At 59.7% G+C, this 16,405-nt stretch carries 11 protein-coding genes and 1 pseudogene; 9 read left to right on the top strand and 3 right to left on the bottom strand.

What is annotated here, in order from left to right:
- Positions 1-66: 66 nt before the first annotated feature.
- Positions 67-1,209, top strand: coding sequence for a glycerate kinase (locus tag SC318_RS13245; protein ID WP_320431167.1), 1,143 nt, complete (start codon positions 67-69; stop codon positions 1,207-1,209).
- A 73-nt stretch (positions 1,210-1,282) separates the two neighbouring features.
- The gene (locus SC318_RS13240) at positions 1,283-1,795 is read left to right on the top strand and encodes a GNAT family N-acetyltransferase (protein WP_320431166.1); all 513 of its coding nucleotides are present in this window, start codon (positions 1,283-1,285) and stop codon (positions 1,793-1,795) included.
- Here SC318_RS13240 and SC318_RS13235 read toward each other — a convergent pair.
- Positions 1,792-2,483 (bottom strand): annotated as a pseudogene (locus SC318_RS13235) (aspartate/glutamate racemase family protein). The gene SC318_RS13240 and the pseudogene SC318_RS13235 overlap by 4 nt on opposite strands.
- Positions 2,484-2,795: 312 nt before the next feature.
- Between SC318_RS13235 and SC318_RS13230 the strand changes: the two are divergent.
- Entirely contained in the window at positions 2,796-3,461 is a 666-nt protein-coding gene (locus SC318_RS13230) for a DUF3313 domain-containing protein (RefSeq protein ID WP_320431165.1), read from the top strand.
- A 63-nt stretch (positions 3,462-3,524) separates the two neighbouring features.
- On the opposite strand, the gene SC318_RS13225 is transcribed toward SC318_RS13230, so the two are convergent.
- A complete protein-coding gene (locus SC318_RS13225) occupies positions 3,525-4,925 on the bottom strand; it encodes a DUF1254 domain-containing protein (protein WP_320431164.1) in 1,401 nt (466 codons plus the stop codon).
- A gap of 107 nt (positions 4,926-5,032) precedes the next feature.
- Positions 5,033-5,389 carry a response regulator gene (locus tag SC318_RS13220; RefSeq protein ID WP_320431163.1) on the bottom strand — a complete coding sequence of 119 codons (357 nt, stop codon included), beginning with the start codon at positions 5,387-5,389 and terminating at the stop codon, positions 5,033-5,035.
- Between the two features lie 240 nt (positions 5,390-5,629).
- On the opposite strand from SC318_RS13220, the gene SC318_RS13215 reads away from it, so the two are divergent.
- From SC318_RS13215 to SC318_RS13190, 6 genes are all read left to right on the top strand, one after another.
- On the top strand, positions 5,630-9,127 hold the full coding sequence (locus SC318_RS13215; protein ID WP_320431162.1) for a response regulator: 3,498 nt from the start codon (positions 5,630-5,632) through the stop codon (positions 9,125-9,127).
- Positions 9,128-9,958, top strand: a complete 831-nt coding sequence (locus tag SC318_RS13210) for a CheR family methyltransferase (protein ID WP_372240830.1) — start codon at positions 9,128-9,130, stop codon at positions 9,956-9,958. It begins immediately after the preceding gene.
- Positions 9,955-10,554, top strand: a complete 600-nt coding sequence (locus tag SC318_RS13205; protein ID WP_320431161.1) for a chemotaxis protein CheB — start codon at positions 9,955-9,957, stop codon at positions 10,552-10,554. Before SC318_RS13210 ends, SC318_RS13205 begins: the two co-directional genes overlap by 4 nt.
- On the top strand, positions 10,548-11,741 hold the full coding sequence (locus SC318_RS13200) for a hybrid sensor histidine kinase/response regulator (protein WP_320431160.1): 1,194 nt from the start codon (positions 10,548-10,550) through the stop codon (positions 11,739-11,741). The genes SC318_RS13205 and SC318_RS13200 overlap by 7 nt, the downstream gene beginning before the upstream one ends.
- Positions 11,742-11,819: 78 nt before the next feature.
- Positions 11,820-12,197, top strand: coding sequence for a response regulator (locus SC318_RS13195; RefSeq protein ID WP_017528049.1), 378 nt, complete (start codon positions 11,820-11,822; stop codon positions 12,195-12,197).
- 143 nt (positions 12,198-12,340) lie between these two features.
- A complete protein-coding gene (locus SC318_RS13190) occupies positions 12,341-16,405 on the top strand; it encodes an Mcf1 protease effector domain-containing protein (protein ID WP_320431159.1) in 4,065 nt (1,354 codons plus the stop codon).

Genomic DNA, 16,405 nt, shown 5'->3' with positions numbered 1-16,405 from the left:
CATCGGACCGGCGTCATCGGCCGAGCCAACTGGCAGCATGGGCGTCATAAAAACCGGAGAACGCCCATGAAAATCATCATCGCCCCCGACTCGTTCAAAGACAGCCTGAGTGCCGCAGGGGTCGCCCAGGCCATTGCGCAAGGGCTGGCCCAGGTCTGGCCTGACGCGCAGTTGGTGCAATGTCCGATGGCGGATGGCGGTGAAGGTACGGTCGAGGCGGTGCTCGCTGCGTGCAACGGCCAATTGCGCAGCCAAACGGTGCAGGGGCCGCTGGGGGGCAGGGTGCAGGCACATTGGGGCTGGTTGGCCGACAGCCACACCGCAATCATCGAAATGGCCGAGGCCAGCGGCCTGCAACTGGTCGCGCCGGGGCAGCGCGATGCCTGCGCCAGCAGCACGTTTGGCACTGGCGAGCTGATCCGCGCCGCGCTGGATCAGGGCGCCCGGCGCATTATCCTGGCGATTGGCGGCAGCGCCACCAACGATGGCGGCGCGGGCGCGATGCAAGCGTTGGGCGTGCAGTTGTTCGATGCACACGACCAGCCACTGGCCCCCGGTGGCTTGGCCCTCGGCGGCCTGGCGCGTATCCGTCTGGAGAACCTTGACCCACGGCTGGCGCAGGTCAGCTTCGAGATCGCGGCGGATGTGAACAACCCGCTGTGCGGTGCCCATGGCGCCTCGGCGATTTTCGGCCCGCAGAAAGGCGCCAGCCCCGCGCAGGTTCAACAGCTGGACGCCGCGCTTGGGCATTTTGCCGACCACTGCGCCAAGGTGCTGCCCAAGGACGTTCGCGACGAACCCGGCAGCGGCGCGGCCGGTGGCCTGGGCTTTGCGGCCAAGGCCTTCCTGGGCGCACAGTTTCGCGCAGGCGTTGAAGTGGTGGCCGAACTGGTGGGCCTCGACGCCGCCGTGCGCGGCGCCGATCTGGTCATCACTGGCGAAGGCCGCTTCGACGCCCAGACGCTGCGCGGTAAAACCCCGTTTGGCGTGGCGCGCATCGCCCGCCGTCACAAGGTCCCGGTGATCGTGCTCGCCGGCACCCTGGGCGACGGTTACGAGCAGATGTACGCCCACGGTGTGGATGCCGCGTTTGCATTGCCATCCGGGCCGATGAGCCTGGAAGAGGCATGCCGCGAGGCGCCGCGCCTGTTGCGCGAGCGGGCTTCGGATATTGCAAGGGTGTGGCGCTTGGCACGGCCTGTGGCTTGAACGACAGCCTGTTGTGCCAATGGCGCAATCCCCTACACTGGGCGGCCACTGGTCTTTCAACGGATGAAATACGATGCACCCACCTGAGCCACCCATCGTGATCCAGCGTTTCACCGAGGCCCACCTTGAGGGCGTCGCGGCGCTCTACAACGAACCGGCCGTATGCCGTCAGGTTCTGCAGATGCCTTTTCAGTCAATCGAAGCGTGGCGCAAGCGCCTGGTGATGGACAACGAGCGCCGACTGCAACTGGTGGCGCTGCACGGCGGTGAAGTGATTGGTCAATTGGGCCTGGAACAGTACCTGCGCGTGCGCCAGGCCCATGTGGGGTCATTCGGCATGGGGGTGGCGACCGCCTGGCAAGGCAAGGGCGTCGGTTCGAAATTGCTGACGGCCGCGCTGGACGTGGCCGACAACTGGATGAACCTGCACCGGGTGGAACTCACGGTGTACGCCGACAACGAAGCAGCGCACAACCTGTATCGCAAATTCGGCTTCGAGGTCGAAGGGCGCTGGCGCGACTACGCCCTGCGTGACGGTGTCTTCGTCGACACCTTGAGCATGGCGCGCCTGCGCAAGCCGGCTTAATCCTTCAGCGCAAACGCCACCGCAGCCTGCGCATGCAGCTCGGTGGTGTCCAGCAGTGGCAGTTGGCTGTGCTCGGGCTTGATCAACAGGCTGATTTCGGTGCAACCGAGAATGACCGCCTGGGCACCGCGCGCGGCCAGGGACTCGATCACCCGCTGGTAGATGGCGCGTGATTCGGCGCTGATCACGCCCACGCACAACTCCTCATAGATGATCCGGTGCACGTCCTTGCGCGCTTCGGCGTCCGGCACCAGCACGGTCAGGCCCTGCGCGACCAAGCGAGACTTGAGGAAGTCCTGTTCCATGGTAAACGCAGTCCCGAGCAAGCCGACGGTCAGGGTGCCCGCTCCAGCGCCGCGGCGGCGGCGGCATCGGCGATATGCAGAAAGGGAATCGTCACCGCCGCTTCGATACGCGGCGCCACTTTATGCATGGTATTGGTACACAGCACCACACAGTCAGCGCCCGCGGCCTGCAGGCGGCGGGCGGCCTCTTCGAGAATCAGCCCGGCATCGTCCCAGCGCCCCGCATGCTGGGCCTGCTCCACGGGGCCGAAGTCCACGCTGTACATCAGCAGCTGCGCCGAACGCAGCGGGCCGAGCCGGTCGCGCACCTGCTGGTTGATGATGCGGTAGTACTCGGCACTGGACTCCCAGCTCATGCCGCCAATGAGGCCGATGGTGCGCATGCGATGCTCCGGACAGGGGATGTGATGTCACCTTACCCACCGCGCGCGGATTAGTCACATGCAGTTGCCAGTGGGCCGCCGGGCTTGCGGACCGATTAGGTGGTCGAGGGTTTGCCAATGTAAGGCTGCGCACGCGGGAAGGCCGTATCGGCGATAACAGCCTCGCCGACAGCTTTTGGGCCACCACCACCGCACACGCCGCGCCGGCGTTGTGAATAAATTTGCGCTGCCGCGTTAATCAGGTGTATTCCCCAGAACTTGGCTATACCTACAGCTCATTCTTACGATTAATGATCGCCAGGGAGTTCACTGATGAAACTTAGGCTAATGGTCAGCGCGCTGTGCATTGCCTCCATCGGCATGGCCGGTTGCGCCAGCAACGTCACGCAACCGGACGAGTATTCGGGCTTTCTGTCGGACTACAGCAGGCTTAAGGAAGCCAAGTCGCCCTCTGGCGTCGAGGTGATGCGCTGGGTCGATCCCAAACTCGACCTGAGCCGCTACAACGCGGTGTACATCGAGCCCACACAGTTCTACCCCAAGCCTCAAGCCACCACGCGAATTCCAGACAGCACCCTGCGCGGCATCAATGACTATTACAACCAGGCGCTCAAGCGTGAACTGGCCCGTTCAATGCCGCTGGCCAAAGGTCCGGGCCCCGGAGTGCTGGTGGTGCGCGCGGCGATTACGGCGGTCAGCAGTAAAACCCAAAGCCTCAAGCCATACGAATACGTGCCTGTTGCGTTCCTTGCGGCGGCAGTGAGTACTGGCACCGGAATTCGCGACCAGGAAACCACCCTGGGCACGGAAGCGCAGTTTCTCGATGGCGCCAACGGAAAAGTGGTTGCCGAAGTGGTGCGCAAAGGCACAGGAAAGCCGCTGTCAAACGACTCCCAGGTAATGAAGGCTGACGATGTGAAAAGCGTCATCGATGGATGGGCATCCGACCTGCATCAGTCTTATCTCAAGCTCCGATAGCCAGGACAACGCGGCGCAAGGGCTCATGTGAGTCGTCTGCGCCGCGCATTCATTGCCTGCGGGTTACTTGAGCGGCGTCAACGGCGGCAATTTCCACTGACCGTTACTGACTTCAGGCTTGGGCAGGTAAATACGCAGCACCGCGAAGAACGGTCCGGTTGGCGCGGGCAACCAGTTGCTCTGCTCGGCCTTCGGTGGCTCGTGATGCTGCAGGGCCAGGGTCAGGCCGCCGTCGGCGTCCAGCTTCAGGTCAGGCAGCATGCGGGAATTGATCAGGTAACGTTTCTTGTGGTTGGGCACCAGCAGCTTGGTCTTGGCGTCGTACATGGTCAGCGACCAGAACGCATCCGCCGGCGGCAGTTGATCCTTGGCAAAGTGCACCGTGTAGCTACGGCGCGCGCCGTTGGCCGGTTTGCCTTCGCTGTCATCGAAGTAGGTAAAGTAAGCGGCTTCGTCGGTGGAGTTGCCGAAAATACCGAGGTTGGCGCCGGCATAGCGGTACAGATAATTGTTTTTCAGGCGGTCACGGCTGCCGAACAACTCCCCGCTGGAGACTTGCTGGGTATCGATCTTGTCTTTCTTGAACGCGGCAAACTCGGCCTTGCCATCGGCAATCCCATCTTCTAGGGCTTTGCGCTGCTCGGCGGTCAACTGGTTCAGCTTGAAAGGCGCGCCGGGGGCGATGCCGATAGTGGCGAAGCGTGCCAGCAGGTCTTTCTCACTGTCCTGCGGTGCCGCGAAGGCGAGCATGAAGTTCAGATAACGGAACAGTTGCGGGCTGTCGCCCATGTTCGCCATCGGCTTGGGCCACTCGATCTTCGGCACTTTGGCCGGGGCCGGTTGTTTCACGTAGCTGCTCAGCGGCTGCACTTTATAGCCGTTCTGGATTTGCTTGACCTTGCTCAGGTCTTTTTCATCGAACAGCTGGGTGCGATACAGCGCGTAGGCGATATTGCTTTCGCTGTACACCACGCGGTCGATGTCGACCGGCTGCTGACCCTTCCAGTCGGGCCCCGCGATCATATAGTGGCCGCCGTTGTTGCCAGTGCTGCGCGTGCCCAGGTAGGCGATGTTCTGGCTATAGAGGTCGATCAACTGCACCGAGTAGTAACGGTTGTCTTCGATCTTGGGCAGGGTCAGTACCAGCGGTTCCTTGCGCAGGTCCATCCAGACGAAGGAGTAGGGCGTGTCCGAGTTCGGCGTCACGAACGCGGTGTCCTTGGGGGTGAATACCTGCGCGGTATTGCCGATGTGATTGAACGCGGCCTTGTAGTTGGCGCCGCCTTTGTCAACGGCCTGGGTGTAGAGCGTCTTGTACATCTGCACCACTGGGTAGCCGTACAGGTAGGCTTCCTTGGCGATGGCCCGTGCTTCGTTGGGGGTCGCCGTGAAGTCGGCCCAGGCGCCAGTGCTCATGAGTATCGAGAGGCTCGCCAACACCAGGCGCGCAGGTTGTCCAATCATGTTGTTGCGTCCTTCCAGAGTTCTTTTGACTGACGGGGAAATGAAGGCGATGAGTGTCCTGTTTTATTTCCCCGGCGTCACGTTAAAACCTGCAAAAGGACAAGGGATTACGCGGGCAACATGGATTTGACTTTATCGCGCAGTTGATCGATCGAAAATGGCTTGCCAATCACCTGCATGCCGGCCGGCACGTCGATCGTTTCGGCATAGCCGCTGGCGAACAGGATAGGCAGGGTAGGGCGCAGCGTACGGACCAGGTTCGCCAATTCCTTGCCGTCCATGTCCGGAAGGCCCACGTCGGTCATCATCAGGTCAATGACCGTGTCATTGGCCTTCACCACCTGCAGCGCCTCTTGCGCATCTGCGGCCTCAAGCACTGCGAACTCCAACTCCTCAAGCACATCGACGATCAGCATGCGCACAATGGCGTCGTCTTCGACAACAAGGATGGTGGAGGTAGACATAATAAGGCGTTCCCAAAAAAGATGAGGTTTTTACCGCTGGCCACTTGACGGGCCTGTTACTTGAGTAAGCGCGGGCTATCGACAAGTTCCCTCGGACGGCAAAAACAATGCAATACAAAAGACCAGCCAGAATAGCCTGTTCTGTAGTAGGAATCTGTACCAAACCACTCCAGAAAAATGGTCTTGATCGTCACTTTGGGGCAAACTCCCGGTTTTTCCGCACTTGGCCAAGGCATGCCCATGACTCCCGCGTCGTCAGTTGATGAAAAGAGCTTCCGTAAACTCCTGAGCCGCAACGTGGCCCTGCCACTGGGGGTGGGGGTGCTCAGCGCGGTATTTTTCGTTGTGCTGATCACTTATCTGCTGTCGGTGATCCAGTGGGTGGAGCACACCGACCGGGTGATCAACAACCTCAATGAGTCGTCCAAACTGACGGTTGACCTGGAAACCGGCATGCGCGGCTTCCTGATTACCGGCGACGAGCATTTCCTTGACCCCTATGAAGTGGCCAAGCCGCGGATCATTGCCGACCTGCGCAATCTGCAGGAACTGGTTGCCGACAACCCGCAGCAGGTCGACCGCCTCAAGCGTCTTGAAGCGCTGCAGATCGAGTGGAACAACTACGCGCAGTCGATGATCGAGCTACAGCGCGCCAGCGGTGACTTCCGCGGTGCGGTGAAGGCAGGCCGGGGCAAGCGCCTGACCGATGAGATTCGCAAGGAATATGAAGACGCGGTCGCGATGGAGCAGCAGTTCCGCATTACCCGTAACCAGGAGGTCACCCGCACGACGGTGCTCAGCGTCGCTCTCTATCTGGCCTTTGTGCTGGGGTTGAGTGGTTTTCTTGCCTACGTCGGCAGAAAGAACCTGCTCGCACTTTCAGAAAGCTACAGCGCCAACCTTGCATCCCAACAAAAAATTGCACGTCGCCTGGAGCAGCAAGCCTGGCTGCGCAACGGCCAGACTGAGCTGGCCGAACAAGTGCTGGGCCAACTGACCCTGAACATGCTGGGGCGCAATATCCTGCAATTTTTTGCCCAGTACATGGGTTCGGCCGTCGCGGCGCTGTACGTGCGCGAGGAACACGGCGGTCTCAAGCGTGTGGCCACTTATGGTTTTTCCCGCGAGCAGGAACAGCAGGAGCAATCGATCTACAGCGACGAGGGCATTGTGGGGCAGGCCGCTCAGCTCGATCGCCTGATCCGCCTGGACGATGTGCCGGTGGATTACTTCAAGGTCAGCTCCGGGCTGGGCGAAGGCGCAACCCGCAGCGTACTGGTGGTGCCCACCAGCGATGACGATCGGGTCAACGGCGTGATCGAACTGGGTTTCCTGCGCCCACTGCAAGAGCGCGATGTGGAATTGCTGGAGCTGATCGCGGGCAATATCGGCACGTCCATCGAAGCCGCGCGTTATCGCCAGCGCCTGCAGGAAGTGCTCGCCGAAACCCAGCAGCTCAATGAAGAACTGCAAGTACAGCAGGAAGAACTCAAGACCGCCAACGAAGAGCTGGAAGAGCAGTCACGCATTCTCAAGGAATCCCAGGCGCACCTGGAAACCCAGCAAGCGGAGCTTGAGCAGACCAACGAGCAGCTGGCCGAACAGACCCAGACCCTGGCCGACCAGCGCGATGCCATGGACCGCAAGAACATCGAGCTCAACAAGGTTCAGCTGGAACTGGAAGACCGCGCCGAGGAGCTGCAGCGCTCAAGCAAGTACAAGTCGGAATTTCTTGCCAACATGTCCCACGAGCTGCGCACGCCGCTCAACAGCTCGCTGATCCTGGCCAAACTGCTGGCCGAGAATCCCCAGGAAAACCTCAGTGCCGAACAGGTCAAGTTTGCCGAGTCGATCTATTCGGCTGGCAACGACCTGCTCAACCTGATCAACGACATCCTGGATATTTCCAAGGTAGAAGCCGGCAAGTTGGAAGTGCGCCCGGAAAATTCCAGTGTCGAGCGCCTGGTCGACGGCCTGCGCGGCATGTTCGAGCCGCTGGCCAAGGATCGCAAGCTGGGCTTCCAGATCGACCTGCAGGAAGGCGCGCCGAGCTTGCTGTTCACCGACCGCCAGCGACTGGAGCAGATCCTCAAGAACCTGCTGTCCAACGCGATCAAGTTCACCGAGCAGGGCGACGTCAGCCTGTCGGTGTCCCGAGCGCCGGGGGAGGGCATTGCGTTCACCGTGCGCGACTCGGGCATCGGTATCGCTCAGGATCAACAGGAAAGCATCTTCGAAGCCTTCCGCCAGGCCGATGGCACCACTAACCGCCGTTACGGCGGTACGGGCCTGGGCCTGTCCATCTCCCGCGACCTGGCGACCTTGCTGGGCGGCTACATCAGCGTGACCAGCGAGCCGGGCAAGGGCAGCATCTTTACTCTGGTATTGCCTGAACAGTATGTCGAACGCGGTGAAGATGCCGCGCCGATCGAGGCCCCGCGCCCGGCCGTCGTGGTGCCAGCTCCGGAGCCAGTCAAGGTTGCGCCGCTACCGGTAGTCGATGCCGAGCGCATCCCACGCTTTGCCGATGACCGTGACAAGGCCCCGTTCACCACCCGCTGCATCCTGGTGGTGGAAGATGAGCCGAATTTTGCGCGCATCCTCTTCGACTTGGCCCATGAGCTGGGCTACAACTGCCTGGTCGCCCACGGTGCCGACGAAGGCTACAGCCTGGCCGAAGAGTTCATCCCCGACGCAATCCTGCTGGACATGCGCCTGCCGGACCATTCCGGGCTGACGGTGCTGCAACGTCTCAAGGAGCACGCCAACACCCGGCACATTCCGGTGCATGTGATTTCCGTGGAAGACCGCGTGGAAGCCGCCATGCACATGGGCGCCATCGGTTATGCGGTGAAACCCACCACCCGTGAAGAGCTCAAGGACGTGTTCGCGCGCCTGGAAGCCAAGCTGACACAAAAGGTCAAACGGGTGTTGCTGGTAGAAGACGACGACCTGCAGCGCGACAGCATTGCCCGCCTGATCGGCGACGATGATATTGAAATCACCGATGTCGGCTATGCCCAGGCGGCCCTGGACCTGCTGCGCACCAACGTCTACGACTGCATGATCATCGACCTCAAGCTGCCGGACATGCTCGGTAATGAGCTGCTCAAGCGCATGGCTACCGAGGACATCTGCTCGTTCCCGCCGGTGATCGTCTACACCGGGCGCAACCTGACCCGCGATGAAGAAGCGGAACTGCGCAAGTATTCGCGCTCGATCATCATCAAAGGCGCCCGCTCTCCGGAGCGCCTGCTCGATGAAGTCACGCTGTTTCTGCACAAAGTCGAATCCCAGTTGTCCCATGACCGCCAGAAGATGCTCAAGACGGCGCGCAGCCGCGACAAGGTATTCGAAGGGCGCAAGATCCTGCTGGTGGACGATGACGTGCGCAATATCTTCGCCCTGACCAGTGCGCTGGAACACAAGGGCGCCGTGGTGGTGATCGGGCGCAACGGCCATGAAGCCATCGCCAAGCTCAATGAAGTGGAGGATATCGATCTGGTTTTGATGGACGTGATGATGCCGGAGATGGATGGCTACGAAGCGACGGCTCTGATCCGCCAGGACCCGCGCTGGAAAAAGCTGCCGATCATTGCCGTGACCGCCAAAGCCATGAAAGACGACCAGGAGCGTTGCCTGGCCGCAGGTTCCAACGATTACCTGGCCAAACCGATTGATCTGGACCGTCTGTTCTCATTGATTCGTGTATGGCTACCGAAGATGGAACGCATTTAAGTGGAGCGAAGTTTTTTGGACAAAAGCAGCGACATCGAGCTGCGCCTGTTGATCGAGGCGATTTACCTCAAGTACAGCTACGACTTTCGCGACTACTCCGGTGCGTCGGTCAAGCGGCGGGTGGCCCATGCCTTGCGCCAGTTCGACTGCGCGACGATCTCCGCGCTGCAGGAGCGGGTGCTGCATGACCCGGCCGCGTTCATGCAATTGCTGCAATTCCTGACTATCCCCGTGAGCGAGATGTTTCGCGACCCGTCGCACTTTCTCGCGATTCGCCAGGAAGTGGTGCCGCTGCTCAAGACCTACCCGTCGATCAAGATCTGGATCGCCGGCTGCAGCACCGGCGAGGAGGTGTACTCCATGGCGATCCTGCTGCGCGAGGAAGGTTTGCTCGAACGCACCATCATCTACGCCACCGACATCAATCCCGCCTCACTGGACAAAGCCAAGCAGGGCATCTTCTCCCTGGAGAACGTGCGCGCCTATACGGCGAACTATCAGCAGGCCGGTGGGCAACGTTCATTTGCCGACTACTACACCGCAGCTTACGATAACGCGATCTTCGACAAGACACTGCGCGAGAACGTCACGTTCGCCGACCATAGCCTTGCCACCGACAGCGTATTCTCAGAAACTCAATTAATTTCGTGTCGCAACGTATTGATTTATTTCAATAAAAAGTTGCAAGACAGGGCGTTTGGGTTGTTTCATGAGTCGCTGTGTCATCGCGGCTTCCTGGTGCTTGGCAGCAAGGAAACCCTTGATTTTTCCGCCTACAGCAAGCAATTCGAACCCTTGGTCAAACAGGAACGGATCTACCGTAAATCATGAGCGACGCCGCAATCACCCCGCTTGTCGGGATTGAAGCCATCGTCGTCGGCGCCTCCGCCGGCGGTGTGGAGGCGTTGCTGAGTATTTTTGGCGGGTTGCCGGAAACGTTCGGCCTGCCGATCATTGCGGTGCTGCACCTGCCCGATGAACGTCGCAGTCAGTTGGCCGAAGTCTTCGCGCGGCGCTTGCGTATTCCGGTGAAGGAAGCGCAAGACAAGGAGTCGATCGAGGCGGGCACCTTGTATTTCGCCGGCCCCGGCTATCATCTGTCGGTGGAACACGACCACAGCCTGTCCCTGAGCCAGGAGGACCGCGTGCACCATTCACGGCCAGCCATCGATTTTCTCTTCACATCGGCCGCCGACGCCTACGGGCGCGGTTTGCTGGCAATCCTGCTGACCGGCGCCAATCAGGACGGCGCGCGCGGGCTGGCCCACGTCAAGCAATCGGGCGGTACTACCCTCGTACAGGATCCCGCCGAGGCCCGGATCGCCGTGATGCCCCTGGCGGCCCTGGCGTTGCATACACCTGACCATATTCTTTCCTTGAGCCAGATTGGCTCATTGCTGGCTTCCCTGGAACCTTCCCCATGTTAAGTACTGTCCAGGCCAAACTGCTGATCGTCGATGATCTGCCGGAAAACCTGCTGGCCCTCGAAGCGCTGATCAAGCGCGAAGACCGCCAGGTATTCAAGGCATTGAGTGCCGACGAAGCGTTGTCCCTGTTGCTGGAACATGAATTCGCCATGGCGATCCTCGACGTGCAGATGCCTGGCATGAACGGTTTCGAGCTGGCCGAATTGATGCGCGGCACCGAAAAGACCAAGAACATCCCGATCGTTTTCGTCAGCGCCGCCGGCCGCGAACTCAACTACGCCTTCAAGGGCTATGAAAGCGGCGCGGTGGACTTCCTGCACAAGCCGCTGGATATTCACGCGGTCAAGAGCAAGGTCAACGTATTCGTCGACCTTTACCGCCAGAGCAAGGCGATGAAGCTGCAGGTCGAAGCCCTGGAGCGCAGCCGCCGCGAGCAGGAGCTGCTGCTGACGCGCCTGCAGGCCACCCAGGCCGAGCTGGAGCAGGCGGTGCGCATGCGCGATGACTTCATGTCGATAGTCGCCCACGAAGTGCGCACGCCCCTGAACGGGCTGATTCTGGAAACCCAGTTGCGCAAGATGCACCTGGCCCGGGATAACGCTTCGGCGTTCACGCTGGACAAGATGCACGCAATGGTCGACCGCGACGAGCGCCAGATCAAAAGCCTGATCCGGTTGATCGAGGACATGCTCGACGTGTCGCGTATCCGCACCGGCAAACTGTCGATACGTCCGGCGCGCTTTGACCTGACGCAGCTGGTGCGCAACCTGGTGCATAACTTCGAGCCGCAGGTCGCTGCCGCCGAATCGTCGATGCGCTTGGTGGCCGATGAGCCGGTGGAAGGCAATTGGGATGAATTCCGCATCGAGCAGGTGGTCACTAATTTACTGACCAACGCGTTGCGCTACGGCGCCAAGAGCCCGGTCGAAGTACGGGTCTACACCGAGCACGACGAAGCGCGTGTGGAGGTTCGTGACCACGGTATTGGTATCAGCGAGGAGAACCAGAAGCGCATTTTTCAACAGTTCGAGCGGGTTTCCGTCAGCCACGCGGCTGCGGGTCTGGGCCTGGGCCTGTTCATCTCCGAGCAGATCGTCGCGGCTCATGGCGGGACCATCGAAGTTGAAAGCCGGATAGGCGAGGGCGCGTTGTTTCGGGTCTGTTTGCCGCTTTCGGCAACGGCGTGAAATCAATCGTCACCTGGACGCAACCTCTACGTGACCCCATGGTCGTAACACCAGCAATTGACTGGACAAAGGCTTCCCATGAGTGAAGATGCACAAGATGTCGTACTGATCGTCGAGGACGACGAATCCATTATGTTTGTGCTGGGTGAATACCTGGCTGGCCTGGGTTATCGGGTGTTGAAGGCCGTCAATGGAAAAGAGGCCTTTGAAATCCTCGCGACCAAGCCGCACCTGGACCTGATGGTCACCGATTACCGCCTGCCGGGTGGTATTTCGGGCGTGCAGATCGCCGAGCCGGCGCTCAAGGTGAGGCCGGAACTGAAAGTCATCTTTATCAGCGGCTATCCCCAGGAAATTCTCGACTGCAACAGCCCGATCACGCGCAATGCGCCGATTCTGGCCAAGCCGTTTGATCTGGATACGCTGCAGGAGCACATTCAGCGTCTGCTGGCTTGAGGGCGGAACCCGTCCGCCACAATCTGCATCCGTCCCCACGCCCAAGCAGCAGGGAGGAACCTTCCGTATAACCTGACCAATAACGATGATCAATGAGCGGCATTCATTGCAAACATCGTTTGTCTACTGTCAGGTGGTTCCTCATGACGCTATCCGCTATTTCCAGCAGCCATTTTTTTCAACCGCTTTCATCCTTACGCTCATCAGATACCTCGGCGCCTGTCGACATTCTGGTGCAACCCCCGCAACCACCCCATGCTCGCGCGCAAGAGACGGGCGACAGCGGCATGCTGCGGCTTTACGCCAGCGGCATACGCCAAGCGGCGCAGACTGGCTTGGATGCGAAAACGCCGGTGGCGGTGGCGCAAGGCTCACGGTTTGGTGGCTGGTGGCAGCATTTGTACGACCTGGCCCACAGTCCGATGTTTGTGGCGTGGGCGGCGGCGGAAAATATTGACACTTCCCAGCCAATCGAAATCAGCCCGCAGAATGGCTCGCTGACCGTTACGGTCAATGGCAGACGCACCACCTATGGCGTGGCACCACGACCAGGCGCACGCGACGTGATAGAGCCGCTTATGGTAGCTGCGCAGGCATTGAGCCCGGGCGTAGACTTCAACGCGCCCGCAGACCCGTTTCAGGCGCCGTTACAATCCGTCGCCCATTTCTATGGGGAGGTTTTGTTACCGGACGATAAGGCAAGGACCCAGTCCCGGGCGACTCAGCTTGAACACAACCAGGCTTTCGATGTGTTGGGCGCTGACACCTATGTGAACCTGAAGGCCCAATCGCCTGAACTACTGCAACAGGAAAAGGGCAAGCTGGGCGACGACGTCAATAAATACAGGCTCAGGCAGAAGCTGCAGGACTATAGGACACCCTCCTATATCTCCCTTGAAAGCTTTCTCACCAACGCACGGGTACCTACCCATCCCGACTCGTACTACGCGCTAGACACCCAACGCTCTGATGCCAGCCTCAAAGATCTGTTGAGCCACAGCGGCTGGCATGTGCCGGAAAATGACGAGCAAATGGATAACCTGAAAAGCGCTCTGGCCGCGCAGGCGCTGCCCGCACCGCCATACGGGGATTTTGGTGGGGCGGTGTCCTGGCCCGTGCCTATGTCACTGGCTGACCAGGGCTCACTGTTTGCCATCATCGCTGACAACAGCCCCCCACTGCCTGGCCTTGATGCCGACGCCAGGCTGGGCACCGTGGATGTGTTGGGGGCGCTGATGAAAAAGGCGCCTCGCTCGGTTCTCGACCAAAAGAGCGACCTCAAGACCATAGAGTGGATTCTGAGCTGCGACGCAGGAACAGCATTGGGCGAGGCGCTTAAGCAACGCATGGGCGAGGTCGCCGAAAATTCCAGCCCCGAGGACATGCTGCTGACCGCATTAGCCATTACCCTGGACGCAAAAGGTCTGGATAACCCTCAAGCGAATCATATCGCCGGTTTCAACCTGGCTTCGCCCGAGTTCTTTGCCCAGCCTTTGTCAGTGATCAAGCAAAAGCTGACCGAGCATCTTGCATCGTCTCTTGTTACCACTTCACAGGCGGCTTCGGTCGCTGCCACCCTTTTGCTCTCCCGTGCGGCGCCGGAACTGCTGGTCAGCGGCGTACCATCCGGTATCACATATGGATCCTTTGCCTGGCTCGCCCACAAGGCGGCGGTCGACCGAATTGAAGCGATGAGCCCTGGCGCCACCCGCTCCATGAGTTTCGAAGAAGTCGCCGCGTTCGATGCCATTGACCCCGTGACGGATAGCGACCAGGCGATTCAGGCGCAAAGCGCAGTGGCGGGGATCATTCAATGGGGCAGGGCGAATGGGACATTGCCTTTGCAGGGTGAATATTCGGCTGCTCAAGTAACCGATACCCAACGGGCGATCAGTGTGCAACAACAGCGAATGCTGCGTGCGGTCGACGCATTGGGTGCCTCGGTCCCGACGCAGCGCTCTGTCGCATTGGCCGCATTGCGCGCCCGCTATGGTGACAACGTTCCGTTCGAAGAAAAGAGCATAACGGCACGGCGCACAGAGACCGACCGTAACAGGCTCACACCGTCGATTTCGCTTGATCCTTCGGGCCGCTATTCACTACTGGATCTTTACCTGTCCGGGAAAGACAGCCTGGATGTCGGCTGGACCTCTCCCAACCCTCTTATAGACGGCGTGCTTTGGGAACTTGAAACACTGCCGGATCCGATACAAACGCATGAACAAGCGTTCAGGTCCTACGCGGACGATCTGTCGGACGCCTGGGCGGCAGTGACTGAGCACCTGATTGCCAACCTGCCAGTGGAGGACCGGAAAAATCTTGTGTGGGGCGACCTGACTGTTTATCAACGCGGGAGATCGCAGCGTAGCGTGCTGCATACCCCCAATGGCGGCGCGAGCTACACTCGTTTTCTGCCAAACGAAGCTGACAGACACCTGATCATAGAAACTGTCCGTCATGGTTCGACGACGTACTACGAAGTGGACCCCCAGCGTAACGTGCTGCGTAGACGAGACGATTGGAAGGACAATTTCAAAGAAGGCGTTCAAGGGCCTGAGGTGAAGACATCAAACCATTCGGTCGACCATTTCACCGCTCCCACTATTGAACGGATGATCCCGTCCAGTGAAAACGCTGACAAAGAGAAGGGCACCGTTGGGCGCCAGGACCTACCGCAGTCTTTCTCCAGCCCTCGCAGCCAATACCTCGGCCAGTTGCTCTCCAGACACGTGATTCAAGCTTATCGCATGGGTGACCTGAAAGATTCCACCCGCGAAGTGACGACGTTTGATAAGGAGGAGGAAGTCAAAGCATTGATGCGCGGCGTGGTACTGGGTTTGATACCGGGCGGGTCTGCCATATGGAATCTGGCTCACGGAAACTTTGCAGAGGCTGCGGCGGATGTCATCTTTGACGTCGTGATGAGCACGGCCACCTCAGAGTTGGGCAAAGGTACCGGGGCCGCTAAAGGACTGCGTGCCGTGCGTAAGCCTTTTGGGTCAGGGCTGCTTCGAGGGTTTGGAAAGTTAACGGGGGCAGGTGCCGAGGGCGGCGCGTCCATTCTGGCAGGGCTTCGTCAAAAGATTCGCTCGCCGGGAGTGGCTAAGTTCAAACAGTCCGGCGTGCACCTGAACCAACGCCAGGCCCGTCTGGTAGACGAGCGCATTGACCTGTTTGAAGGTACGGCCAAAACGTCTGACGGCCCGGGCTACTACCAGACCATCGCCCTTAATCATAAAGGCCGCTGGTACGCCTACGATCCTGTTACGGATAAACCTTTCGGCAAACCGTTGGCCGATTTCAAGGCCACAACCAAAACGCACCTGGACACCAAGTTTCATAACCTGTCTCGCAAAGCCGAAAATGGTCCGACCGCGGCGGCATTTCAGGAGGGCTACAAGAACGGTGATCCCAGTAGTGTGCCTGGCTACTCGCCCAGTATGAACTCTGCACAGGTCAAGAAACTGGCGGTCACCCATGGAAACCTGACCGCCAAGCAAATGGGTATTCTGGTGCGCCAACAGGAGCGTCTGGCCGTTCAGCATGGTCTCAACGGCGCCAGTATTTTCAGCCATGTCGTGCGCGATGCGGGAGGCAGCGTGACGCCGATGCCACAGATTTTCTATCTGAGCCAAACACAGCCCTTGTCCAAGGGGCAATGTGCAGCGCTGTCCAACCTGATGGCCGAAGCGAGCAGGAACGGTAAAGCCGGCACACTGATCGACAACGTTTACACAGCGGCTGCCAATCCGAAGGCGCAATCCTCCAAAGACTTCATCGCGACGTTGGCGGAGTTTCAAAAAAGGGTAGAGACGCCCACGGGCTTTCATGGTCGTGCGGGCTCGCAGGTGCCCTCTGTCCCGTACACGAGCATCGCCGACAATTTGGGCAGCAGTCCTGTAACGAAAACACTGATGATCGGCGACGAGGCGCATGCGATGACGGCTGGGGTAATCGTCGATGGAAGCAAGCGGAGTTATTTCTTTTTTGATCCCAATTACGGAGTAGCAAACTTTCCGTCAACCGAAAGCATGCGCACAGGGATGAGGAATATCTTCAACAACAAGCAGTTCTCCCGGCCCTATAAATCCACCGGCCTGCCTGGCAAGGAGTTGGAATTCAGAATATCCGAATACGACGGTAAGACCCCCCGCACAGTCGGCGCCAATGAGGCGGCGCTCGCCAGTACGTATACGACGCCGTTGTAA

Origin of the sequence: Pseudomonas sp. MUP55, from assembly GCF_034043515.1 — a bacterium.
Classification (GTDB): Bacteria; Pseudomonadota; Gammaproteobacteria; order Pseudomonadales; family Pseudomonadaceae; genus Aquipseudomonas.
The sequence above is the reverse complement of the archived record's forward strand: the minus strand, read 5'-3'. Positions and strand labels throughout refer to the sequence as shown.

Excerpts from the sequence above, each read along its gene's own strand:
- SC318_RS13190 (WP_320431159.1), top strand. The coding sequence starts at position 12,341 with ATGACGCTATCCGCTATTTCCAGCAGCCATTTTTTTCAACCGCTTTCA.
- SC318_RS13205 (WP_320431161.1), top strand. The coding sequence starts at position 9,955 with ATGAGCGACGCCGCAATCACCCCGCTTGTCGGGATTGAAGCCATCGTC.
- SC318_RS13240 (WP_320431166.1), top strand. The coding sequence starts at position 1,283 with ATGCACCCACCTGAGCCACCCATCGTGATCCAGCGTTTCACCGAGGCC.
- SC318_RS13245 (WP_320431167.1), top strand. The coding sequence starts at position 67 with ATGAAAATCATCATCGCCCCCGACTCGTTCAAAGACAGCCTGAGTGCC.
- SC318_RS13220 (WP_320431163.1), bottom strand. The coding sequence starts at position 5,389 with ATGTCTACCTCCACCATCCTTGTTGTCGAAGACGACGCCATTGTGCGC.
- SC318_RS13200 (WP_320431160.1), top strand. The coding sequence starts at position 10,548 with ATGTTAAGTACTGTCCAGGCCAAACTGCTGATCGTCGATGATCTGCCG.
- SC318_RS13195 (WP_017528049.1), top strand. The coding sequence starts at position 11,820 with ATGAGTGAAGATGCACAAGATGTCGTACTGATCGTCGAGGACGACGAA.
- SC318_RS13225 (WP_320431164.1), bottom strand. The coding sequence starts at position 4,925 with ATGATTGGACAACCTGCGCGCCTGGTGTTGGCGAGCCTCTCGATACTC.
- SC318_RS13230 (WP_320431165.1), top strand. The coding sequence starts at position 2,796 with ATGAAACTTAGGCTAATGGTCAGCGCGCTGTGCATTGCCTCCATCGGC.
- SC318_RS13215 (WP_320431162.1), top strand. The coding sequence starts at position 5,630 with ATGACTCCCGCGTCGTCAGTTGATGAAAAGAGCTTCCGTAAACTCCTG.